The 24,166-nt window shown below is 68.3% G+C and carries 17 protein-coding genes; 7 read left to right on the top strand and 10 right to left on the bottom strand.

Annotated elements, in window-relative coordinates:
* Positions 1–61 precede the first annotated feature (61 nt).
* Together ribB and aroC are read right to left on the bottom strand one after the other, a co-directional pair.
* Positions 62–1,372 (bottom strand): 3,4-dihydroxy-2-butanone-4-phosphate synthase, encoded by a 1,311-nt coding sequence (gene ribB / locus ACT54L_RS14235; RefSeq protein WP_476086276.1) that lies wholly within the window; start codon positions 1,370–1,372, stop codon positions 62–64.
* Between the two features lie 66 nt (positions 1,373–1,438).
* Complete coding sequence (aroC, locus tag ACT54L_RS14230; protein WP_476086275.1) at positions 1,439–2,548, bottom strand: chorismate synthase; 1,110 nt, start codon at positions 2,546–2,548, stop codon at positions 1,439–1,441.
* A 272-nt stretch (positions 2,549–2,820) separates the two neighbouring features.
* Between aroC and ACT54L_RS14225 the strand changes: the two genes are divergently transcribed.
* Complete coding sequence (locus ACT54L_RS14225) at positions 2,821–4,137, top strand: hemolysin family protein (protein ID WP_476086274.1); 1,317 nt, start codon at positions 2,821–2,823, stop codon at positions 4,135–4,137.
* A gap of 213 nt (positions 4,138–4,350) precedes the next feature.
* Here the strand turns inward: ACT54L_RS14225 and ACT54L_RS14220 are convergent, their stop codons facing one another.
* Positions 4,351–4,626: an exodeoxyribonuclease VII small subunit gene (locus ACT54L_RS14220; protein ID WP_476086273.1), complete on the bottom strand. Its 276-nt coding sequence runs from the start codon at positions 4,624–4,626 to the stop codon at positions 4,351–4,353.
* A gap of 211 nt (positions 4,627–4,837) precedes the next feature.
* Here ACT54L_RS14220 and ACT54L_RS14215 point away from each other — a divergent pair, with 211 nt between their 5' ends.
* Both ACT54L_RS14215 and hisG read left to right on the top strand, forming a co-directional pair.
* Positions 4,838–5,986, top strand: a complete 1,149-nt coding sequence (locus ACT54L_RS14215; protein ID WP_476086272.1) for an ATP phosphoribosyltransferase regulatory subunit — start codon at positions 4,838–4,840, stop codon at positions 5,984–5,986.
* Complete coding sequence (gene hisG / locus ACT54L_RS14210) at positions 5,986–6,966, top strand: ATP phosphoribosyltransferase (protein WP_476086271.1); 981 nt, start codon at positions 5,986–5,988, stop codon at positions 6,964–6,966. Before ACT54L_RS14215 ends, hisG begins: the two co-directional genes overlap by 1 nt.
* Here the strand turns inward: hisG and ACT54L_RS14205 are convergent.
* Entirely contained in the window at positions 6,930–8,144 is a 1,215-nt protein-coding gene (locus ACT54L_RS14205; RefSeq protein ID WP_476086270.1) for an acyltransferase family protein, read from the bottom strand. The two genes, hisG and ACT54L_RS14205, sit on opposite strands and share 37 nt — an antisense overlap.
* A gap of 226 nt (positions 8,145–8,370) precedes the next feature.
* Between ACT54L_RS14205 and pepN the strand changes: the two genes are divergently transcribed.
* The 3 genes from pepN (at position 8,371) to ACT54L_RS14190 (ending at position 12,583) form a co-directional block, all read left to right on the top strand.
* On the top strand, positions 8,371–11,004 hold the full coding sequence (pepN, locus tag ACT54L_RS14200) for an aminopeptidase N (RefSeq protein ID WP_476086269.1): 2,634 nt from the start codon (positions 8,371–8,373) through the stop codon (positions 11,002–11,004).
* 228 nt (positions 11,005–11,232) lie between these two features.
* Entirely contained in the window at positions 11,233–11,511 is a 279-nt protein-coding gene (locus ACT54L_RS14195) for a hypothetical protein (RefSeq protein ID WP_476086268.1), read from the top strand.
* Between the two features lie 130 nt (positions 11,512–11,641).
* Positions 11,642–12,583, top strand: a complete 942-nt coding sequence (locus tag ACT54L_RS14190) for a LysR family transcriptional regulator (RefSeq protein WP_476086267.1) — start codon at positions 11,642–11,644, stop codon at positions 12,581–12,583.
* Here ACT54L_RS14190 and ACT54L_RS14185 read toward each other — a convergent pair.
* A complete protein-coding gene (locus ACT54L_RS14185) occupies positions 12,553–13,104 on the bottom strand; it encodes a formaldehyde-activating enzyme (RefSeq protein WP_476086266.1) in 552 nt (183 codons plus the stop codon). The two genes, ACT54L_RS14190 and ACT54L_RS14185, sit on opposite strands and share 31 nt — an antisense overlap.
* A 236-nt stretch (positions 13,105–13,340) precedes the next feature.
* Between ACT54L_RS14185 and ACT54L_RS14180 the strand changes: the two genes are divergently transcribed.
* The gene (locus ACT54L_RS14180) at positions 13,341–15,656 is read left to right on the top strand and encodes a sensor histidine kinase (RefSeq protein ID WP_476086265.1); all 2,316 of its coding nucleotides are present in this window, start codon (positions 13,341–13,343) and stop codon (positions 15,654–15,656) included.
* Between the two features lie 155 nt (positions 15,657–15,811).
* Here ACT54L_RS14180 and ACT54L_RS14175 read toward each other — a convergent pair whose 3' ends face one another.
* From ACT54L_RS14175 to ACT54L_RS14155, 5 genes are all read right to left on the bottom strand, one after another.
* A complete protein-coding gene (locus ACT54L_RS14175; protein WP_476086264.1) occupies positions 15,812–18,784 on the bottom strand; it encodes a bifunctional [glutamine synthetase] adenylyltransferase/[glutamine synthetase]-adenylyl-L-tyrosine phosphorylase in 2,973 nt (990 codons plus the stop codon).
* Positions 18,785–18,909: 125 nt separating this feature from the next.
* A complete protein-coding gene (locus ACT54L_RS14170; protein WP_476086263.1) occupies positions 18,910–20,313 on the bottom strand; it encodes a sensor histidine kinase in 1,404 nt (467 codons plus the stop codon).
* Positions 20,314–20,365: 52 nt separating this feature from the next.
* Complete coding sequence (locus ACT54L_RS14165) at positions 20,366–21,082, bottom strand: response regulator transcription factor (protein ID WP_476086262.1); 717 nt, start codon at positions 21,080–21,082, stop codon at positions 20,366–20,368.
* 284 nt (positions 21,083–21,366) lie between these two features.
* Positions 21,367–22,917, bottom strand: coding sequence for a Do family serine endopeptidase (locus tag ACT54L_RS14160; protein ID WP_476086261.1), 1,551 nt, complete (start codon positions 22,915–22,917; stop codon positions 21,367–21,369).
* A gap of 166 nt (positions 22,918–23,083) precedes the next feature.
* Positions 23,084–24,067, bottom strand: a complete 984-nt coding sequence (locus ACT54L_RS14155; protein WP_476086260.1) for a Bug family tripartite tricarboxylate transporter substrate binding protein — start codon at positions 24,065–24,067, stop codon at positions 23,084–23,086.
* Positions 24,068–24,166 lie beyond the last annotated feature (99 nt).

Raw genomic sequence — 24,166 nt, 5'->3', positions numbered from 1 at the left:
AAAAGACCGCGTTCGCACCGCCGCGCACCCGAAGGCGCGCAGCGGCCTCACAAAGACGGCATCAGCCCTCCAGGGTCTCGGTCTCGACGATCTCGATGCCGAAACCGGCAAGGCCCACATAGGTGCGGGTCTTGGAGGCGAGGAGGCGGATGGAAACGACCCCAAGGTCCCGCAGGATCTGCGCGCCGAGGCCGATCTCGCGCCAATGGCGGTCGCGCTCGGCTTCGCTGGCACTCTTGCCGGTCTCGCCCACAGCGGTGGCGGGCACGCCCGCCGTGCCGTCGCGCAGATAGACCAGGACGCCCCGGCCCTCGGCCTTGATGCGCTCCAAAGCCTTCTGCACCGACTTGGCGCCGCCAAAGGCATCGCCGATGGGATCGGCCCGGTGCAGGCGCACCAGCACATTCTCGCCATCGCCAATGCGGCCATAGACCACCGCCAGATGGTTCACGGACTCGAACGGGGTGAGGAAGGAGAAGCCCTTCATCTCGCCGATAACGGTAGGAACGGGGAATTCGGCCGAGCGGGTGACCAGCTTCTCGCGCGCTTGGCGATAGGCGATGAGGTCGGCCACCGAGATACGCACCAGATTGTGCTTGTCGGCGAAAGCGGTGACTTGCGGGCCGCGCTGGACGGTGCCGTCGTCATTGACCAATTCGGCGATCACGCCCACGGGCGGCAGGCCGGCGAGGCGGCACAGATCCACCGCCGCTTCCGTATGGCCGGAGCGCATGAGCACGCCGCCTTCCTTGGCGATCAGCGGGAAGACATGGCCGGGCCGCACGAAATCGGCGGCGCCCATGTTCGGATTGGCCAAGGCGCGCACGGTGTTGGTGCGCTCCTCGGCGGAGATGCCGGTGGTGGTGCCGTGCTTCACGTCCACCGAGACGGTGAAGGCGGTGCCCATGGGGGCATCATTGTTGGCCACCATGGGCTCAAGGCGCAGGCGCTTGGCCTCGGAAGGGGGCAGCGGCGTGCACACGATGCCGGACGTGTTGCGGATGACGAAGGCCATCTTTTCCGGCGTGGTCAGCGAGGCGGCGAGGATCAGGTCGCCTTCATTCTCACGATCGTCATCATCGGTGACGACGACGATGTCTCCCCGGGCAATGGCCTCGATGGCGGACTGGACGCGGGACTGGGCAGTATCGGTCACGGGCAAACCTCGGATGCGGGGAGCGGGCAGGCCGAGAAGGTCGTTGGGGGTCACAGCGTGACCCGTTGCCTCCGCGATCCGCTCGGCCGTCTCGCGGGAGACCCAGGCGCGCGCATCGTTGCACAGGGCCGTCACGCTGGCGGGGGACAGACCCACCTGCCGGGCGAAGGCACTGCGCTTGGTTCCGGTGCTGACGAGCCAGTCCGCGAGCTTCATGTCGGCAAGCTAGCAGAGGCGAATTTCAGTCTCAATGAAATTTTGAAGATTTCAGCGACACTGAAATTAGACCTCGAATGGCCAATGAGGCGTGGTTCCCACCTGCCCGCGATGGCGCAGCACATGGTCGGCCAGCACGCACCACAGCATGGCCTCGCCCACGGGAACGGCGCGAATGCCGACGCAGGGGTCATGGCGCCCCTTGGTCATCACCTCGGTCTCGGCCCCCGTGCGGTCCACCGAGCGGCGCGGGGTGAGGATGGACGAGGTAGGCTTGACCGCGAAGCGCGCCACCAGCGGCGCGCCGGTGGAAATGCCGCCCAGGACGCCGCCCGCATGGTTGGACAGGAAGACCGGCCCATCCGGGCCATGGCGCATCTCGTCGGCATTTTCCTCGCCCGTGAGGCGGGCGGCGTTGAAGCCCTCGCCAATCTCCACGCCCTTCACCGCATTGATGCCCATGAGGGCGGAGGCGATGTCGGCGTCGAGCTTGCCATAAAGCGGCGCGCCGAGGCCCACGGGGACGCCCTCCGCCACCAGTTCCACCACCGCGCCGACGGAGGAGCCGCTCTTGCGGATGCCGTCCAGATACTCGGTCCACAGCGGCACGGTCCCGGCATCCGGGCAGAAGAAGGGATTGTTGGGGACCTCGTCCCAGTCCCAGCGGCTGCGGTTGATGGCGATCTCGCCGATCTGCACCAGCGCGCCCCGCACGGTCACGCCGGGCAGCACCTTGGCGGCCAGCGCGCCGGCCGCGACGCGGGTGGCGGTCTCGCGGGCCGAGGAGCGGCCGCCGCCGCGATGGTCGCGCAGGCCATACTTGGCATCATAGGTATAGTCGGCATGGCCGGGGCGGTAGCTGCCGGCGATGTTGGCATAGTCCTTGGAACGCTGGTCCACATTGTCGATCTGGAGCGCCACCGGCGTGCCGGTGGTCACCAGCACGCCCTCCTCCTGCTCCAGCACGCCGGAGAGGATGCGCACCTCGTCGGGCTCGCGGCGCTGGGTGGTGAAGCGCGACTGGCCGGGCCGGCGGCGGTCGAGCGCCGCCTGGATCTCGGCGAGGGTGAAGCGCAGGCCGGGCGGGCAGCCGTCCACCACGCAGCCGATCGCGGGCCCGTGGCTCTCCCCGAAGGTGGTGACCCGGAACATGTGACCGAACGTGTTGAAGGACATGGACGCCTGCCGGAAGCCGGATGAACCGATGGCGTTCTCCTAGAGCGCCATGCGCCCTTTGGGCAATGTTTTGTTCCTCCCGCCGCCTTTCGAGCACCCCGCCACACGCCAGACCGACCTTCATGCCAGGGGGTGCGCGGCCCGAAAACCGGGAGCCGGCATCGTCGCAAAAGTGTCAAGATCAAGCGCCGGCGCGGTTTTCGCTGCGTCGGGCTTCGCGTTTTGCCCTTCGCTTGTGATATGGAGAGAGGGCACAGGTCACACTTCAAGCCATGCCCATATTAGAAATCCTGATCGTACTCCTGCTCGTTCTTCTCAATGCGGTGCTTGCCGCAGCGGAATTGTCCATCGTCTCGGCCCGCCCCGCCCGCCTTCGGAATCGGGCGGATCGCGGCCACAAGGGCGCCCAGGCCGCGCTCCTGCTCGGGGCGGAGCCAGGCCGATTCCTGTCCACCGTCCAGATCGGCATCACCCTCATCGGCATCCTGGCCGGTGCCTTTTCCGGCGCCAGCCTCGGCGCCTATCTGTCCGCCGTGCTCCAGGAAGCCGGTCTCACCCAAGCGATCGCCGATGGCGTGGGCTATGCACTAGCGGTGGGCGGCATCACCTATGTGTCGCTGGTCATCGGCGAGCTCATCCCCAAGCGCCTCGCCTTGCAGAACCCCGAGGCGCTCGCCTGCGTGATGGCGCCCTTGATGGTGCGCCTGTCCAAGGTGGCAGCTCCCGCCGTCTGGCTGCTGGACGCCTCGACCCGCCTGGTACTGCGCCTTCTGGGCGAGAAGGGCCGTAGCGGGGAAGGCGTCACCGACGAGGAAATCCGGGCCATCATCACCGAGGCGGAGAATTCTGGCGTCATCGAGCCCGCCGAACGGCGCATGATCTCCGGCGTGATGCGCCTGGCCGACCGGCCGGTCACCGCCATCATGACCCCGCGCCCGGATGTGGAATGGGTGGACATCTCGGCCAGCGCCGAGGAAATCCGCGACACCTTGCTCCAGACGCCCCACAGCCGCCTGCCCGCCTGCGACAAGTCGCCGGAAGAGACGGTGGGCATCATCCAGGCCAAGCGCCTGCTGGATTCCTACCTCCAGGGCGAGACGCCGGACCCGCGCGCCTTCGTGCAGCCCGTGCCCTTCGTGGTAGAAACCGTTGGGGCGCTGGAAGCCATGCGCATCCTGCGCGGCGCAGACGTGCCCATGGGCATCGTGGTGGACGAGTATGGCGACATGGTCGGCGTGGTGACCGGCTATGACCTTCTAGTGGCCATCACCGGCTCCATCTCCGAGGAGCACTCCCCCGACGAAGTGCATGTGGTGCGCCGACAGGACGGCTCCTACCTGATCTCGGGCGAGACCCCGGTGGACGAACTGCGCGAAGTGCTCGACGTGGAACTGCCCTCGGACCGAGGCTTCCACACCATCGCCGGCTTTGCCCTCTCCCACATCAAGGAACTGCCGTCCGTGGGCGCGGTGTTCGACGCCTATGGCTGGCGCTTCGAGATCGTCGACATGGACGGCCGGCGCATCGACAAGCTGCTGGTGTTCCGCCCGCCGGTGCTCCATCGCCAAAAGGTGGTGGGCGAGGATTAAGGGCGGGGCCGGTTCCATTCTTCCCTGCGCCGAGGGAGACGGGATCTGGCGGCGGGGTTCGGCGAAGGCTGGCCCCGCCGCTTTCCTTTTGAACCACCCGTGGGCAGCCAGGAACAAAGCGCGGATATCCACAGGGCCGCGATTCGCTCCCCTCCTGTTCCCGCTCTGGCCTGGCCGCAGCCCTTCTCCTGTCCCGGAATGGGACAGGGACGCTCAGGTGGGATCGAGGGGCGCGGTGCCGCTCGGGCGACCGTCCGCATCGCGCACGATGGTCTCGACGCGGGCCTCGGCGTCCTTCAGCAGGGCATCGCAACGCTTCTTGAGGGCTTCGCCGCGCTCATAGATGGCGATGGATTCCTCCAGGGGCACATCGCCGCGTTCCAGGCGCTGGACGATGGCTTCCAGCTCGGCCAGTGCCGCCTCGAAGCTGAGGCTGCCGACGGCCGGAGCCTTGCCGGCCTTGGCGGGGGCAGTGGGGGTTTCAGCCATGGGCATCTCCTCAAAGGGGCGGACGTTCATCCGCCGAATCCAATCAAATCGGCGCGCACCATAGCCTGATCGCCCCTCCCTCTCCATGCGGCGAGAGACCGGAGCCGTCCCGCGCAGCCCCCTCCCGCGCCGGCCGGGGTGGTGGCGGGGCGCTGCCTTTGCTAGAAGCCGCGCCAACCGCACGTGCACTCCCACAGGGCGAAGACATCCCATGGCCGAAGCGCCGCAGAGCCCCCTCCCCCCGCGCGACACCCGCGCGCTCGACGACGCCCTGTTGGCGCGGTTCGCCGCCGCCGGCTATGCGCCGTGCGATCCGCCCATCCTCCAGCCGGCGGACGTATTCCTGGACGTGTCGGGCGAATCCATCCGCCGCCGTCTGTTCCTGACCGTGGATGCGGACGGGCGGGAACTGTGCCTGCGGCCGGACCTGACCATTCCCGTCGCCCGCGACGTGATCGCCCGCAAGCTGCCGCTGCCGGCGGCGGTGAGCTATCTCGGCCCGGTCTTTCGCTTCCGGGGCGAGGCCTCCGGCGAGTTCCGGCAGGCGGGGGTGGAATCCTTCGGCCGCACGGATGCCGAGGCGGCGGATGCGGACATCCTGGCGCTGGGCCTTGAAGCCTGCGCGCTTTATGGCTTGCCCGCCCCCAAGATCCGGCTGGGCGATCTCGGCCTGTTTTCGGCGCTTTTGGAGGCGCTGCCCCTCGCCCCGGCCTGGAAGCGCCGCCTCATCAAGGATTTCGGCCAGAGCCGGCTGGATGCCGACCTCTCTCGCCTCGGCGCGCCCCGTGCCAATGGCGGGACGGTGCCGAGCGGCGTGCTGAACGCGCTCGCCGGCAGCGACCCGGAAGGCGCCCGGGCGCTTATCACCGATCTCCTGTCCATCGCCGGGATCAATACGGTGGGCGGCCGCTCCGTCTCCGAGATCGCCGAGCGCTTCCTGGAACAGGCGACGCTGGATGCGGGCGAGGGCATTCCCGCCGAGACCTCCATGATCCTGACCCGCTATTTCGGCATTGCCGGTGACCCTGACAGCGCCTCGGCTGCGCTGCGGGCATTGTCGGCCGATGCGGGCATCGACCTTTCCGCCGCCCTCGACGTGTTCGACCGCCGCACCGGCTTCTTCACCGTGCACGGCATCGAGCCCGCCGACATCGCCTTCTCCACCGCCTTCGGCCGGCCCATGGACTATTATAGCGGCATGGTGTTCGAGCTGGATGATCCGCAGGGCCGGGCCTCCGGTCCCCTGGTGGCGGGAGGACGCTACGATCCGCTGCTGGCGCGCATCGGTGCCGGGCGGAGCGTGCCGGCGGTGGGATTTGCCGTGTGGGTGGAACGGCTCGCGAACCTGGAGGCGCGCTGATGAGCGAGACCTTGATCCTCGCCGTGCCCTCCAAGGGCCGGCTTCAGGAAAATGTGCAGAATTTCTTCTCCCGCGCCGGCATGCCCCTGCTTCAGGCGCGGGGCGCCCGCGACTATCGCGGCGCGCTAGGCGGGGTCGCCGACGTCGAGGTGGCCTATCTCTCCGCCTCGGAGATTGCCGGCGCGCTCGCGTCCGGCTCCGCCCATGTGGGCGTGACCGGCGAGGACCTGGTGCGGGAGAACATACCCCAGGCCGAGACCCGCGTGACGCTGCTGCAGAAGCTGGGCTTTGGTCACGCCAATGTGGTGGTGGCGGTGCCCCAGGCCTGGATCGATGTGTCCACCATGGATGACCTCGACGACGTGGCCAGCCATTTCCATGGCCGCACCGGGCGCCGGATCCGGGTGGCCACGAAATATGTGAACCTCACCCGCGCCTTCTTCGCCCGCCACGGCATCGTGGACTATCGGATCGTGGAGAGCGCCGGCGCCACCGAGGGCACACCCGCCGCCGGCTCGGCGGAGCTGATCGTCGACATCACCACCACGGGCGCCACCCTTGCGGCGAACGCGCTGAAGGTGGTGGACGACGGCGTCATCTTGCGCTCGGAGGCCAATCTCGTCGCTTCCCTCACCGCGCCCTGGACCATGGGCGCCCGCGCGGCGGCCCGCGCCATGTTCGACCGCATGGCGGCGGAACGGCGGGCCCGCACCATGCGCGAGGTGCGCACGCGCTTCGAGCAATGCGATGCCAGCCTCGTGGAGCGGGCGGTGGCGGATTTCCGCTGCGTCGCGCCGTTCGGCGGGCCCACCTCCTCGGGCATGCTGACCCTGCATTGCCCGCCGGACACCTTGCATGGGCTCGCCACTTTCCTGCGCGCCCACGGGGCGAGCATGGTGACGGTGGGGGCCATCGAATATGTCTTTGCTTCCGACAATCCCCTCTACGAGGCCCTGGAGGCTCGGTTGTCGGGCCGCTGACGGGCCAGCCGGTAGGCGCGGCGCACCTCCATGCCGCGCTCCATCCGCGCCGCCATGCGGTTGAAATGCGCCTGCGCCGGCCGCTCGATGCGGGCGTGGGTGAAGGCGGAAAGGGCCAGCACGGCGGCGAGGATGGCCGCCAACAGGGCAAGGCTCGCGGGCATGCCGCCGAGGTCGTAGAGGGCCTTGGCGTGCCCCTCCACCATCACCCGACGCTCGAGATTCACCCCGAGGAAGCCCGCCATCGCCCAGGCGAGGAAGGCGGCGACCATCAGCACCCATTGGTGCGTCATATAGATGGAATAGGACCACGCCCCGAGACGGGCGAAAGGCTTGGCCAGCAGCAGGCGGGAGACAGCTCCTCCTTGGCGGGCGAACACCAGCACCGCCCCGGCAAAGACCAGCGGCGCGGCAAGGCTTAGGGGCGCCACCTGGTCCGGGCCATGGCCGGCCGCCACAACGAAGCCCGCCACCGCCGCCACCGCCAGCACCTCCACGACGCTCGCCGCCGGCAGCCGCGCGGGGCCGATGCGCGCATGCAGCTGATAGGCGGCCACGCCCAGGAAAAAGCCGGCGACGCAGCGGAAGAGGCCGAAATCGGCCGTCGAGTTCATGTAGGTGGGCGACGCGAGGGCGAGCACGGCAATGCCGGCGAAGGAAAGCAGAAGCGCTGCCGCCCACAGCCGGCGCGCGGCCAGCACCACCACCGCGCCGAACAGCAGGTAGGTGTAGAATTCCGCCCCGATGCTCCAGCTCGGCGCATTCCACGACATGCCATGGAGGTTCGCCGCGTTCAGCAGCGCCAGATGGATGGGAATGGAGACAAGGGAGTATTCGCTCGGCAGCACGGTCAGATCGAACCGTCCGGGATGTGGCACGAGGTTGACCAGCCCGATGAAGGTGACGAAGGCCGCCAGCATCGCCGCATGAAGCGGCCACAGGCGCCCCAGGCGACGCACCACGAAGCTGCGCCAGGAGGCCAGCGAGCCGAGCCGGTGCCCATAGGCGTGGCAGACCACGAAGCCGCTGAGGACAAAGAAGAAATCCACCAGCAGATAGGCGTTCGAGACCAGCCGCACGTCGGTGAGCGGCGAGACGAACACGAAGCAGAAGTGGAACAACACCACCAGAAGGGCGCAAATGCCGCGCCACGCATCGAGAGCTTCAAACCGATCCATGCGGCCACCTCCGCTCCCTTGAATGGCGCAGCGGCCCAGGGGTTCCCCAAGGGGTCATGTGCCCCGCGGGTGGCAGGCGGACGCCCCGTGCAGAGCGACGGTTCTGTGGTGCGGCGGGTGCGCCGCGGCAGGCCGGTCTTTCGTCCGTGCGCCGCAGGTCCTAAAGTCGCCTCCAGAAGTGAACAGGAAGGGGCGCCGCGCGTCCCCTCAGGGCCCGGAGTGAACGATGCGTGATGCCGAACCCCGTCCCGTGCGCCTGGCGGACTATCGTCCGCCGGACTGGCTGGTGGAGACCGTGCATCTGGATGTCAGCCTCCACCCAGAGGCGACCCGCGTCGTCTCGCGCCTCTCCCTGGTGCGCAATGCCAAGGGCCGGCCGGGCGCGCCGGTGGTGCTGGATGGCGACGGCCTGACCCTGGTGCGCGTGGCCATAGACGGGCTTCCCACCACGGGCGGTGCGTTCGAGGCCAATCCCACCGCCCTCATCATTCCCCACCCTCCGGCGGATCGCTTCGTGCTGGAGGTGGAGACCCTCATCGACCCCACCGCCAACACCCAGTTGATGGGGCTCTATCGCACCTCGGGCACCTATTGCACCCAGTGCGAGCCGGAGGGCTTCCGCCGCATCACCTACTTCCCCGACCGCACCGACGTGCTGGCGGTCTACACCACCCGCATCGAGGCGGACCGGGACGAAGCCCCCGTGCTGCTGGGCAACGGCAACCTCGTCAAGAGCGGCCCCATCGCCGGCACCAACCGCCATTACGCGGTCTGGCACGACCCCTGGCCCAAGCCCAGCTATCTGTTCGCTTTGGTGGGCGGCAAGCTCTCCAAGGTGCCCGGCCATTTCGTCACCGCCTCCGGCCGGCCGGTGGACCTTGGCATCTATGTGGAGCCCGGCAAGGAAGCGCGGGCGGCCTATGCCATGGACGCGCTGCGCCGCTCCATGCGCTGGGACGAGACCGCGTGCGGGCGGGAATACGACCTCGACGTATTCAACATCGTCGCCGTCTCCGACTTCAACATGGGGGCGATGGAGAATAAGGGGCTCAACGTCTTCAACGACAAATACGTGCTGGCGAGCCCGGAGACCGCCACCGACGCGGACTATGCCCATATCGAGGCGATCATCGCCCACGAATATTTCCACAACTGGACCGGCAACCGCATCACCTGCCGCGACTGGTTCCAATTGTGCCTGAAGGAGGGCCTCACCGTCTTCCGCGACCAGGAATTCTCCTCCGACCAGCGCTCGCGCCCGGTCAAGCGCATCGCCGATGTGCGGCTTCTCAAGGCGCAGCAATTCACCGAGGATGGCGGGCCGCTCTCCCATCCCGTGCGTCCCGATCTTTATCGGGAAATCAACAACTTCTACACGGCCACCGTCTATGAGAAGGGCGCCGAGGTGGTGCGCATGCTGCGCACCCTTCTGGGCGAGGACGGCTTTCGGGCCGGCATGGACCTCTATTTTGCCCGTCATGACGGCGATGCCGCGACCATCGAGGATTTCCTCACCTGCTTCAGCGAAGCGACGGGGCGCGACCTGACGCAATTCTCCCTCTGGTACACCCAGGCGGGCACGCCGAAGCTGCGGGTGGAAACCCATTATGACCCGCAGGCGCGCACCTATCGCCTGGACGTGACCCAATCCACCCCGCCGACGCCGGGGCAGCCGGAGAAGAAGCCGCTGGTGATCCCGCTGGCGGTGGCCCTGCTTGGCCCCAATGGCGATGCCCAGCCCCTCGTTCTGGCCGATGGCACGACGGTGGACACCGGCGTGCTGGAAATCAGCGCGCCGCACCAGACCTTCACCTTCACCGGCCTCGGCGCCCGCCCCGTGGCCTCGCTCAATCGCGGCTTCTCGGCGCCGGTGAACCTGGAAGTGGATCTCACCGCCGAGGACCTGGTCTTCCTCGCCGCCCATGACAGCGACCCCTTCAACCGCTTCGACGCCCTCCAGGGGCTCGCCTTCGACCTGCTGAAGCGCGGCGCGCGGGAAGGCGCCTTGCCGCCGGCGGATGCCCTGCTCCATGCCGCCGGGCTCCTGCTGGCCGATCCGGCCCTCGACCCGGCCTTCAAGGCCCAGGCCCTGGCCTTGCCCGGCGAGAACGAGATCGCCCGGGAACTCGCCACCCTGGTGGACCCCGATGCCGTCCTGAAGGCCCGCCGCCAGTTGAAGCGGGCGGTGGCGCAGGCGCTGGCGCCGGCCTTTGAAACCACCCACGCGGCCCTCACGTCGGGCGTCCCCTATTCGCCGGACGCGGCGGCGGCAGGCCGGCGGGCCTTGCGCAATCTCTGCCTGGATTATCTCACCGTGCCCGGCACGCCGGAGGCGCTGGGGCGGGCGCGAGGGGAATATCTCGCCGCCGACAACATGACCGACCGTTTCGCGGCTCTGGCCGTGATCGCCCAGCACGACAGCCCCATCCGCGCCGAGGTTCTGGAGGACTTCCACCAGCGCTATGAGCGCGACCCGCTGGTGATCGACAAGTGGCTGAGCCTGCAGGCCCAGATCCCCGAGCCGGGGACGCTGGACCGGGTGCGGGCACTGACCTTGCTGCCCTCCTTCTCCATGACCAATCCCAACCGGGTGCGCGCCCTCATCGGCGCCTTCGCCATGGGCAATCCCACCCAGTTCCACCGCCTGGATGGGGCCGGCTACGACTTCCTCGCCGATGTGGTGCTGACGCTGGACGGCACCAATTCGCAAGTGGCCTCGCGCATGCTGTCCGCCTTCAAGACCTGGCGGCAGATGGAACCCCGCCGCGCCGCGCTGGCGGAGCGCGCCTTGCGCAAGGTGGCCGACACGCCCGGCCTTTCCCCGGATGTGGCGGATATCGCCTTGCGCTCGCTGGGATGAATGAGCGGCACCTCGTCCGCCGTCCAAAGAAACGGCGGACGAGGTGTCGCGGCGCGCGCCTTGCCCGCGTGGGAGGCAAAAAACGGCGAGAATGCGGATCGATTGCTGCCGAAACCGGCAGAGTGTGCACCGCAAACTGCGCATTATCGCAGCGCAGGCTGGGACCTATCTTCCCGTCATCGAAGGCGCCGGCCTCGCCGGCTCCCAACCTGACAAAGGATACGTCCCATGCGTTACCTGACCATCGCCCCCCTCGCCCTCGCTGCCGCCATTGGCTTCGCCTCCATCGCCCAGGCGGACGAATATGTGACCGAGCAGAACAAGGAGAATTATGCGGTGGCCGCGGAGACGACCCTCGCCCCCGCAGCGGCCGCCCATGCGGCGCCTCTGGCCTATGCCACCCCGTCGCACACCGCCAATCCCCTCTCCCAGATGCCGGCCCCCCAGGCCAGCGCGGCAGACCAGGTCACCTTCAAGATCGGTGACCGCGGCCTCGGCACAAACTGAGTGGCGCGCAGCGGGCCGGACACGTTGAGCGCGACAATGTGAACGAGGGGCGGCGGTCCAGAGCGGACCGCCGCCCCATATGCATGGCAGCGGCGGGTCCGACCCGCTCCCCTGGCCCGGAGGCGACGGCATGTCTCGTCTGGATGATGTGGAAGTGTTTCTGCGCGTGGTGGAGCGCGGCAGCTTCAATGGCGCGGCCGAGCAATTGGGCATGCCTGCCACCTCGGTCAGCCGCAAGATCAAGGCCTTGGAGGACCGGCTGGGCGTCCAGTTGCTCCATCGCACTACGCGCAAGGTGTGGCCGAGCGAAGCAGGGCAGGACTATTATCAAAAGTGCGTGGACGCCATGGCCACCCTCGACCGAGCGGATGCTTCGATCCGGGCGCTGACCCAGGAGCCGGAGGGGCCGCTAAAGGTGCTCATCACTTATGCGCCGGCCATCCTCATCCTGGAGCCGGAACTGGAGACCTTCCGGGCGCGCTATCCCAAGGTGCAACTGCACCTGACCCTGGACAACCACCCGATCGACCTCATAGAGCACGGCTTTGACGTGGGGGTGCGCACCGGCCCCGTGCGCGATTCCAGCTATCATGTGCGCCGCCTCGGCCAGCAGAAGCTGTCCTTGATGGCGAGCCCCTCCTACCTGGACCGGCGAGGCCGCCCGGCCCAGCCCTCCGATCTTGCGGACCACGATCTGATCGCCATCCGAAGCCATCCGGGGCCGCTGACCTGGGACCTTGAGGGGCCAGCCGGCCCTGTCTCGCTCAAGATCACGCCGCGCATGGTCACCAATGACGCCATTCTGGCCTTGCGGCAGACCCTGGGCGGCGCAGGCATCCTGATGATGTCCCGATGCCTCGCCCGCCGACGCCTCGACGCCGGCGAGCTGGAAGACGTGCTGCCGGACTGGCAGCGCCAGGAACCTTTGGACACCGTCGCCCTGTTCCCGGCCCGCGCCACCCTCGACCTGAAGGTCCGGGTGTTCGTCGACTTCATGGTGGAAGCCTATCATCGCTGGATCCAGGCCGACAGGACGCCTGCTCAGTATTCCACCACCCCATCCAAGGCGTAGTGCTTCACACTTCTGCGGTTGGCGATCAACTCGTCCACCGTCGGCTCGCCCTTCAGCGCGCGGGCGATGGCGAGCTTGGTGGCCTCGTAATTGGTGCGGTAAAGGTCCGCCTTGTCCAGGTTGGGGTCCTCGGGGCAGCGCGGATCGAGCCAGATCATGATGATCATGCAGATCTCGTCGAGCCCCTCGCGCGGCAGGATGCCCTCGATGATGCAGTCGATGATGGCATCGCCGGTGGCGCCCTGAACCACACCGCCCAGCAATTCCACATACTCGGCCGTGTGGATTGTGGCCTTGGTGGTCATCATGGTCGCCGGACGGACCAACTGGTTGAGGTCGCGCACCACGAACATGCGGGTATGCCCCTGCACCTGGCCCATCATCGAGGCAAAGGCGGTGCCGGCCGGCCCGCGCACCGAGCCGATGAGCACTTCCGGCATGGCATCGGTGAACTGGCCCTCGGCGGCGAGCACGGTCGCCTCCCCGGTTCGGAACCAGATGTCGGCAGCGGAGTGAGGCATGGCGAGAATCCTTGAGAGAAGGAAGTTTCTGCCTACATGGTGCGGACTGGAAAATCAGGCCGGTCCCCGCAATTTTTCGCCCCTTGACTCCCCCTGACTCTAGACAACACACCCCCGATTCGATTCCAATCGGCCTTGATTCGGAGAGATGCGGCACGTCCCTCCAAGTCGAACGAGGACGATAGGTCAAGGGGTGTGGCAGCCCTGCGACCGGACATTCCGAAGGGAGGCCGGCGATGGCACGCGCCAACGCTGCGAGCGCTGGCGTGCGCGGGCAAGCCATTGGGGGACTTGCTCGATCCGTAGCACGCCCCGCCTATCAGCGGCTGCTGGAAGCCGAACCCTTCCTGCGTCGCGTCGTCCCCGCCTTGATCGTGACCTTCCTCGGCGTCATCGGCGTCGGCGCGGTGGTGCAGGTGCACGCCCAGCGCCAGGCTGCCATCGACGCCGCCAAGGACGACATCGCCCTCCTCGCCCTCGCCACCGCGGAAAGCCTCGGCCAGCGCCTCGGCGGCACGGCGGTGCGGGCTCAAGCCGCCCTGCTGGACAGCCTGCCGCCCCGCGCCACCCAGGAAGGCCGCCGCGTCTATGTGACGGACCCTGCCGGCCGCGTCATCGCCTCGGCCCCGTCCGGGCTGCCGGCCGCGAAGAGCCTCGCCGACATTCTCGACCCCTCCCAGCCCCTTACCGTGTTTGCGGAACGGGCCGGGGTGCTGGAGGTGCCCGTCAACGGGGAAGAGGCGCTCGCCACCGTGCGCAACCTCAACCCGCCGCTCGGCCAGATCGTCTATGTGCAGCCCGTCAAGCGGGCGCTGTCCGTCTGGTCGGAGAGCACCACGCTCACCATCACGCTGTTCACCACAACCGGCGCGGTGCTGCTGATCCTCGGCTTTTCCTTCCACTGGCAGGCAAGCCGGGCGCGAGAGGCGGACCACATCTACGACACCGTGCGCATGCGCATCGACACCGCGCTCAATCGCGGTCGCTGCGGCATGTGGGACTGGGACATGGCCCGCGGGCGCATGTACTGGTCCGACACCATGTTCGAGATCCTCGGCCTCGAGCGACGGGACGAGCTCTTGTCCTTCGGCGAGATCGCCAACCTGGTGCATCCCGACGACGGCGACCTCTATGAGCTCGCGCAGGAACTGGCTGACCGCCCCGGCGCCTCGGTGGACCGGGTGTTCCGCATGCGCACCGCGCGCGGCGACTATGTGTGGCTGCGCATGCGCGCCGAGGTGGTCCAGCAGGCGGGCGAGGATGGGCCCCACCTGATCGGCATCGCCATGGACGTGACCGAGGCCCAGCACATGGCCGAGCGCACGGTCACCGCCGACATGCGCCTGCGCGACGCCATCGAGAGCATCTCGGAAGCCTTCGTGCTCTGGGACAGCCAGAACCGCCTGGTGCTCTGCAACTCCAAGTTCCAGACCCTGCACGAACTGCCCGACGAAGCCATCGTCGCCGGCACGCCGTTCGACACCATCGCGGCGGTGGGCCGCCATCCGGTCACCCGCACCCCCTTGAAGCCGGAAGACAAGCCCGAGGAAGGCTCGCGCGCCTTCGAGGCGCAATTGTCCAACGGCCGCTGGCTCAAGATCGCCGAGCGCCGCACCAAGGATGGCGGCTACGTCTCGGTGGGTACCGACATCACCCCGCTCAAGCGCCATGAGGAACGCCTCATGGACAATGAGAAGCGCCTGATGGCGCTGGTGGCCGACCTGCGCAAGTCCCAGCAGACCCTGGAGCACCAGGCCCAGCAACTGGCCGAGCTCGCCGAGAAGTATTCGGAAGAGAAAAACCGCGCCGAGGACGCCAACCGCGCCAAGAGCGAATTCCTGGCCAATATGAGCCACGAGTTGCGCACCCCGCTCAACGCCATCATCGGCTTCTCCGAAATCATGGAGAGCGGCATGTTCGGCCCGCTGGGGTCGGACAAATATTCCGAATACTGCACGGACATCCGCACCTCCGGCACCTACCTGCTCGACGTCATCAACGACATCCTCGACATGTCCAAGATCGAAGCCGGCCGCATGCAGCTGGAGCTGGAGGATGTGCGCCTGGACGAGATCGTGGCCGATGCCATGCGCGTCATGGCGCTGAAGGGCGAGGAGAAGCGCCTGGTCATGACCGCCGACACCAGCGATGCGCTGGCGCTGCGCGGCGATAAGCGGGCGCTGAAGCAGATCCTGCTCAACCTGTTGTCCAACGCGGTGAAGTTCACCCCCGAAGGCGGCAAGGTGGCGGTCCGCGCCCGCATCAATGGCGGGGCGGCGGTGATCGCCATCGAGGACACCGGCATCGGCATTCCCCAGGACGCGCTCGCCAAGATCGGCCGTCCCTTCGAGCAGGTGGAAAGCCAGTTCACCAAGACCCACAAGGGCTCGGGCCTCGGCCTTGCCATCGCCAAGTCGCTGACCGAGCTGCATGGCGGGGCCATGCGCATCCGCTCCACCGAAGGCGTAGGCACTTCGGTGGTCATCCGCCTGCCCCTGGATGGGCGCGCCGCCAATGCCAACGAGGCGCCGCGCCTCAGCGCGGTCATGTGAGGGCTTGACCTCGAGGCCCTGGCCCCGACTTGGCCTCAAGGATTTGGCCTCAAGGACTTGGCCTCAAGGACTTGGCCCCAAGGACTTGGCCTCAGCGTGGTCATGTGAGGTCGGGCCGAAGCCCGCCGGGCCAAACTCGGGCGCACCGGAAAGACTTATTCGGCCGCCCCTTCGAGCACGCGGGTGAAGATCTCCCGCACCTTGGCCTGCGTCTCGCCGAGATCGGCATCAAGGGTTGAGAAGTCCGGCATCTGTCCGGCGCGGGCGAGAAGCGCGCGCAGGGCCGGGCTAACCTCGCCGGTCAAGGCGTGGGTGTCCAGCGACAGGCGCAGCACCTGGGTGAGGTCCTGGTAAAGGCCGCAGGCCTTCGACAGCGTCTCCACATCCGCCGCCGGCAAAAGGCCCAGCCAGCCGGCCACCGCGAGCACGCGGGCGGTGGCGGTGTCGACGATCTCGGGATGGACGGCCGCATGCACCAGCACCAGATACTGGGCCAGGAATTCCACATCCACTTGCCCGCCTGCCGCGTGCTTCAGATTCCAGCGCTCGCTTTCGCCCTTCTCCGCGGCGATGGCCCGGCGCATGTCCAGAATGTCGCCGGCAATCCGGCGGCGATCGCGGGGCCGACTGAGCACCTGGAGGATGACCGCTTCCACCCGCTCGGCAAAGCCGGACGTCGCGGCGATCACCCGGGCGCGGGTGAGCGCCATATGCTCCCAGGTCCAGGCTTCCGTGCGCTGGTAGCTCTCGAAGGAGGCAAGGCGCGTCGCCACCGGGCCGGCGCGGCCGGAGGGGCGCAGGCGCAGATCCACGTCGTAGAGCTTGCCGGCATTGGTCAAAGCGGTGAGCGCCGAGACCAGGCGCTGGGTGAAGCGGGCGAAATAATGCGGCCCCACCAGCGGGCGGCGGCCATCGGAGACCACGTCCGCGCCGCCCTCATAGTCATAAAGCACAATGAGATCGAGGTCGGACCCGGCGGTCATTTCCCGCCCGCCCAGCTTGCCCATGGCCACCACGGCGGTGGCCGCTCCTGGAATGGCGCCGTGGGTCTCCACGAAACGGGCGAAGACGCGCTTGTGCAAGGCGCGGATGATGACATCGGCCAGCGCCGCATAGGCCTCGCCCGCCCGCTCCGCCGCCAGCGTGCCGGAGACGATGCGCACGCCGATGAGCACATGCTGCTCCTGCCGGAAGCGGCGGGCGCGGTCGAGCTGGTCCTCGTCATTCTCCGCCGTGTCCAGGAGCGCATCGAGGCGGCACTCCAGGGTGGCGGCATCGGGCAGGATGTTGAAGAAGGCGGGGTCCAGCAGCGCGTCCAGCAAGGAGGGCTGGCGGGCCAAGGTCTCGCCGAGGCGGGGCGCGGTGGTCAGCACATTGGCCAGCAGGCGCACCAGATCGGGATGGCGGTGCAGCGCGGGCAGGAGCTGGCTGCCGGACAGGTCGGTCAGGAAGCGGTCCATGGCCACCAGGGCGCCATCGGGGTCGTCGCCCCGGGAGAATTGCTCCAGCAGCAAGGGGGCGATGGCGGCCAGGTGCCCGCGCGCGGCCTCGCTCTTCAGGGCCCGATAGCTGCCCGCCAGCCAGCCGCGCACCCGCGCACTCGCCTGCACTGGCTCGCGGAACCCGAGGCGCGCCAGGGCGGCCAGCGTGGCGCGGTCGTCGTGATCGGCGGGGAAGGACAATTGGCCGTCGAGCGCGGCGGGCGGCGGGGCATCCTCGAACAATTGGGAATAATGGTGCTGGACGCGGGTGAGGCGGTCCACCAGCGCGGCAGCGAAGGCATCGCGGTCGGCATAGCCCATGAAGCGGGCGAACTGGGCGAGCGCGTCCGCCTGCTCGGGCAGGACATGGCTCTGGGCGTCCGCAACCATCTGGATGCGGTGCTCCACCCGGCGCAGGAACACATAGGCGTCCGCCAGGTCGTCCCGCACCGCCGAATCGATCCAGCGGTCCAACACCAGCGCGTCGAGGGCGGACAGCGTGCGCGGGGACCGCAACGTGGGATCGCGCCCGCCGGCGATCAATTGCTGGGTCTGGACGAAGAATTCCACCTCGCGGATGCCGCCGCGCCCGAGCTTCACATTGTGCCCTTCAACCGCCACCATATCGTGGCCGCGGAAGGCATGGATTTCGCGCTTCATGGCATGGACATCGGCGATGGCCTGATAGTCCAGCACCCGCCGCCACACGAAGGGGGAGAGGTCCGCCAAATAGGCGCGACCCACTTCCAGGTCACCCGCCACGGCGCGCGCCTTGATATAGGCCGCCCGCTCCCAGGTGGCGCCCTCGCGCTCGTAATAGGCGAGTGCGGCAGCGGTGGAGAGGGCGATCTGGGTGGAGCCAGGATCGGGCCGCAGGCGCAGGTCCACCCGCAGCACATAGCCATCGCCCGTGCGCTCCTGGAGCATGCGCACCAGGCCCTTGGTGATCTTCACGAAGAAGGGCGAGGGCTCGACGCCGGCCTTCAGCGGCGCCACGTCGCGGTCATAGACCACGATCAGGTCCACGTCGGAGGAATAGTTCAATTCGCGGGCGCCGTGCTTGCCCATGGCGATGACGGCAAGGCCACAGCCTCGCGCCGGATCCTGCGGATCGGGGCTGAGCAGGCGCCCCTCCCCCGCCGCCTCCCGCAGCAGAAAGTCCAGGGCGCTTGAGACCGCCGTGTCCGCCACATCGGTGAGCGCGCCGGTGACGGCGGTGAGGTCGAACACGCCGCCGATGTCGGCGAGCGCGATCACCAAGGCGGCTTCCGCCCGCATGCGGCGGAGCGCCGTCATGGCCGCGCCCTCGTCTGCGGCGGTGCGCACCGCCGCCCGCCCCTGCGCCACCAGGGCCGCGATGAGGTCGGCCGGCGCCGTCTCCAGCGCCGTTACCAGGCGCGCCGGATCGGTGCGCACCACCTCCAGCAGGAAAGGAGAGGCCTCGGCGATGCCGAGCAGGACGCGCCGGGCCAGCGGATAGGCCTCGAAGGTGTCCTCAAGGGCCGCGCGACGATGAACCTCCAGGCCCTCGAGCACCTGTGCGAGGCGGACCGAGGCGGCAGCCGGATCGGCAACGACCGGCCCTTCCCGCATCAGCGATGCGAGGCCGGAGGAAGGAGACGAATCCGTTGCGTCGCAGCGATCCATTGCCTTCCTAAAGGGCACGATGCCACGCGCCTGTGCAAGCCCTTACCAGCGCGATCCTTAAAGGAGATCACACAAGATTGCGCGGCCCGGAAATGCACGGGGAACAGGCAAAAATCCGCGCCGGCTCAAGGCCCTGTCGGACGCACCGGCAGATGCAGGCAGACCCGCAGTCCCGGCGCCCCATCCTCCAGCACGATGCGCCCGCCGTGCAGCCGGGCCACCGCCGAAACCAGGGCGAGGCCCAGCCCCGAGCCGGGCCGGCTGCGGCTGGCGTCCAGCCGCACGAAGCGCTCCAGCACCCGGTCCCGATCCGCCGCGGGAATGCCCGGACCGGTATCGCGCACGCCGATGACGGCTTCCTCGCCCACCCGGGCGAGGGTCACTTCGATGCGGCCCCGGACGCCATCGGCCGAGACGCCGTACTTGATGGCATTGTCCACCAGGTTGGCCAGCGCCTGGGCCAGCAGCTCGCGCACCCCATGCACCTCCACCGGCTCCACGGCGACGGTGAGGTCGAGGCCCTGTTCGTCGGCCAGCGGCTCGTAGAGCTCGGCCACATTCTCGACGATGGCGGCAAGGTTCAGATCCACCATATTGCCCCGCGCCTGCCCGGCCTCGGCCCGCGCAATCATGAGCAGGGCATCGAAGGTGCGGATGAGGCCGTCGCTCTCCTCGATGGTGGTCTCCAGTGCCGCCCGCCATTCCTCCTCCCGGGAGGCATTGCGCAGCGCCTCCTCGGCACGGTTGCGCAGGCGGGTGAGCGGGGTCTTCAGGTCGTGGGCGATGTTGTCGGAGACCTCCTTGAGGCCGGTCATCAGCGCCTCGATGCGGTCGAGCATGGCATTGAGGCTGTGGGCGAGGCGATCGAACTCGTCGTCGGTGCCATCAACCGTGAGGCGCCCGCTGAGGTCGCCGGCCATGATGACCTCCGACGTGGCGGTCATGGAATCGATGCGCTTCAGCACCCGTCGGGTGACGAAGAAGCCGCCCACGAGGCCGAGGACCAGGATGATGGCCAGCGCCCCCTGCGCGGGCCGCACCACCATCTGGCGCAGCGTGTCGCGCTCCTCGATGTCGCGCCCCACCAGGAGGCGGAACCCGCCGGGCAGGAGGAACACCTGGACGAAGGCCAAATTCTCCTTCGCCCCCGGCTCCTCCGACCGCCGATAGGGCGTGAAAGTGGTTCCGGGCTTGTCGAGCAGGCCCAGCGGCAGGTCGGAGACGTTGGAAGCCAGGACCTCGCCATTATAGGTGGCCAGCAGATAGATGGAGGAGCCCGGCCGCCGGGTCCGCCGGTCGATGACCAGGACGAGCCGCTGGATGCCGCCGATGCGATATTGCTCGGCCAGCGCCCGCACTTCCGTCTCCACATTCTCGGCCACCTGCGCCTCGATGAGCTGGCGGGTGTGCCAGGCCACATAGCCGATCATGAAGACCGCGAAGAGCGCGAAGATGATGAGATAGGCGGCCAGCAGCTTGAAGGCCGTGGTGCGCACCAGGCGGAACAGGTCGCGCCGCACCCGCCTCATGGCAATGACGCCCCGGAGGCCGCGGGCGCGAGGGCGGGCCGCAAAGCCGTGGTCACCTGAAGCCTTCTCGCACCATGTAGCCGGCGCCGCGCACCGTGTGCAGCAGCGGCACGTCGAAGCCCTTGTCGATCTTGGATCTGAGGCGGGAGACGTGCACGTCGATCACATTGGTCTGCGGATCGAAATGATAGTCCCACACATTTTCCAGCAGCATGGTGCGGGTGACCACCTGCCCGGCATGGCGCATGAGATATTCCAGGAGCCGGAACTCGCGCGGCTGGAGCGGAATGTCCTTGCCGGCGCGGCTCACCCGGTGGGCGAGGCGATCCAGCTCCAGGTCCGCCACCCGATAGATGGTATCCGCCGCATGGGGCGCCGCGCGGCGCGACAGCGCCTCCACCCGGGCCAGCAATTCGGTGAAGGCATAGGGCTTGGGCAGATAATCGTCGCCACCGGCGCGCAGGCCCACCACCCGGTCATCCACCTGCCCGAGGGCGGACAGGATCAGCACCGGCGTCTTCTCGCCCCGGGCGCGCAATTCGGAGACCACGGACAGGCCGTCGCGGCGGGGCAGCATGCGATCGACCACCAGCACGTCGAAGCGGCCGTCCAGGGCAAGGCTGAGCCCTTCTTCCCCGTCGGCGGCATGTTCGACCACATGCCCGGCCTCGCGGAAGGCCTTGCGCAGATAATCGGCCGCGTCCCGGTCGTCCTCGATGAGGAGCAGGCGCATGGAGAACGGATCACCCTGGTCCAGATTCGTCGTCATCGCAGTCTATAGCCCATCTGCGGATGGTTTGCCGTGAAAACGAGAAAGGCGCGGAGAGCGAAGGGCTCCCCGCGCCGGCCCAACCGGGGCGGCTTTGGGCGACGGAAGCGCCACCCCGGTTCGACAGGTCCGCGCCGGGCGCGGTTGACGGGGGCGTGAGTGGGTGGGGCAGCCCGGCCCCCGCTCCGCCGGAGCGGAAACCGGACGGCCGGGCGCCCCCACCACGCGCCGTGCCCGATCGGGTGCAGCCTTTCAGCGCGCCACCCGATGGGCTCGGGCTGTCCTCAGCCGCCCGCCTTGGTGTCGAGGGCGATGGCCACGAACCGCACGCCCTGGTCATTCTTCACCCGCACCAGCACGGCCTTGCGGTTCTCCGCCTTGGCGGCGGCGAAGCCGTCCTGCACGTCCTTCGGCGAGGCGACGGTCTTGCCGCCCACATCGAGGATGACGTCGCCGGAGCGGATGCCGCGCTGGGCGGCAGGGCCCGAGGGGTCCACCTCCGTCACCACCACGCCCTCGGAGCCGGCGCCCTGCACGCTCTTGGCGGGGGCAAGCTGAAGGCCGAGGCGCGGCACATTCTGGCCGGGCTGGGCGCCGTCCTTGTCGGAGAGGCTGGCCTGCTGCTCGCCGGGCAGCTGGTCGAGCTTCACCGCCACCTGCATGGGCTTGCCGTCACGGATCACCGTGAGCTGCACCGAGGTGCCCGGCTTCATCATGCCGATCTTCTTGGACAGGTCGCGGGCGTCCTTGACCACCTCGCCATTCACCCTGGCGATCACGTCGCCATTCTTCAGGCCGGCCTTGGCGGCGGGGGCGTCCGGCTGCACCTGGGCGATCAGCGCGCCCTCGGAGGCATTCAGGCCGAGGCCGGAGGCCAGATCATCGGTGACCGGCTGGATCTGCACGCCGATATAGCCGCGCGCCACCTTGCCACTCTCACGCAGCTGGTTGACCACCGTCTTCACGGTCTCGGCGGGGATGGCGAAGGCAATGCCCACATTGCCGCCGGAGGGCGACACGATGGCGGTGTTCATGCCGATGACTTCGCCATTCAGGCCGAAGGTCGGGCCACCGGAATTGCCCCGATTGACCGCCGCGTCGATCTGGATGAAGTCGTCATAGGGGCCGGCGCCGATGTCGCGGCCGCGGGCCGAGACGATGCCGGCGGTGACGGTGCCGCCGAGGCCGAAGGGGTTGCCCACCGCGATCACCCAGTCACCCACGCGCGGCGGTGTGTCGGAGAGCTTGACCCAGGGCAGGTCGGTCTTGCCGTCGATCTTCAGCAGCGCCACGTCGGTGCGCGGGTCGGTGCCGATGACCTTGGCCACATAGTCCTTGCCGTCGGTGGTGGTGATGTCCACCTCGCTGGCGCCGTCCACCACGTGATTGTTGGTGACCACATAGCCGTCGGCGGAAATGATGAAGCCGGAGCCCTGGCCCACCACGCGGCGCTCGGACGGGCCGCCCCGGTCCGCCTTGGGACCACGGGGACCCATCTGGCCCTCAAGCCCGAAGCGCTTCAGGAAGCGCTCGATCTGGGGCGGCACGTCGCCGCCGAGGCCGCCCATGCCGTCCTCGCCCATGGCCATGGACTGGGCATTGACGTCCTTCTTGATCTTCACGGACACCACGGCCGGCGTCACCTTGTCGACGATGTCGGCGAAGGAGTTCTGCCCGGGCGCCGTGTTGGTGGCGATCTGCGCCATGGCCGGGCTGGCGTAAGGCGGAATGAACTGGCCGGCCACCGCCCCGGTGATGGCGAGGCCGAAGACGCCCGCGAGCAGGAGGCTGCGGCGGCGACGGATGCGAGAGGAAGAAGGCGTGGTTCCAGTCATCGGGACGTCGTCTCTCAGGTTCTGCCCCCCCGGGCTCCCTTAAGAGGCATCCTAGGAGCGTGACCCTTACGGCGCCCTGGCGACGAGGTTACCGATCTGTAATGCCCGTCACGGCTGCGTGAGACCCGTAAAGGGGGAGTAAATCCCTTCCCTCCCCCGCCGGTCTTCAGGTCGGCTCGAACCGCGCCGCCTTCAACAGGTCCGTGCCCTTCTTCAGATAGGCGCGCTGGAAGGCGTCGAACGCGGCGGGGGTCTCGGCGGTGGGCTCGACGCCGATCTTGGCGAGCTGGCCGGACTGGGCGAGGGCGAGCACCGCCGCATTGATCGCCCCGTTCAGGGTGGCGACCAGATCGGCCGGCATGTCCTTGGGGCCCCACACGCCATACCAGGAAAACTGGTTCAGCCCGGGCATGCCGCTCTCGGCGGCGGTGGGCACGTTGGGCGCCAGCGCGGTACGCGCATCGGAGGTGAGGGCGATGGCCTTCACATTGCCGGACTGGGCGGAGGGGAGAAGCGCCAGCACCGGGTCGATCATCAGCTGGACATTGCCGCCGGACACGTCCAGCAGCCCCGGCGCCGTGCCGCGATAGGGGATGACGTCGAGGTCGAGGCCGGCGAGGCGGTTAAATTCCAGCTCCGCCAGATGGCCGGGCGAGCCCATGGCGGAGGCAGCGAAGTTCCATTCGGTGGGCGTCTTGCGGGCCGCAGCGACGATCTCGGAAATGGTGGTCTGCGGCCGCTTGGGCGACATGACCAGGATCATGGGCGCGACGCCGGCCCGGGCGATGGGGGTGAAATCGGCGATGGGATCATAGGGCGCCGCCTTCATGACGGAGCCCACCATCACCTGCGTGCCCGCCGAAAAAAGGATGTTGTAGCCGTCGGGATCGGACTTGCGCACCGCATTGCCGCCCACCGAGCCATTGGCGCCGCTGCGATTGTCCACCACGACGGTGTAATTCTTCAGGTCGCGCAATTGCTGGGCGATCAGGCGGGCGAAGACATCGACGCCGCCGCCAGGCGCGAACGGCACAATCATCTTGATGGGCCGGTTGGGGAAATCGTTCGCCGCCGCCGGCAGGGTGGCGGACAGGAGGCCGGCGCCCATGAGGGCGGCCGAGGAAATCAGGAAGTCGCGTCTCTTGAGCATGGTTTCCTCCAAGGCGCCCGTCTTGTTTTTGGGGGGCGGCCGTTTGTATCGGACGTTATCGTCTCTTCAGGCTGGGGGGCAGGCGCCTCCCGCCGCCCA

This window comes from Aquabacter sp. DMC10 (assembly GCF_056314145.1).
This window is presented reverse-complemented; position numbering and strand designations above follow the sequence as displayed.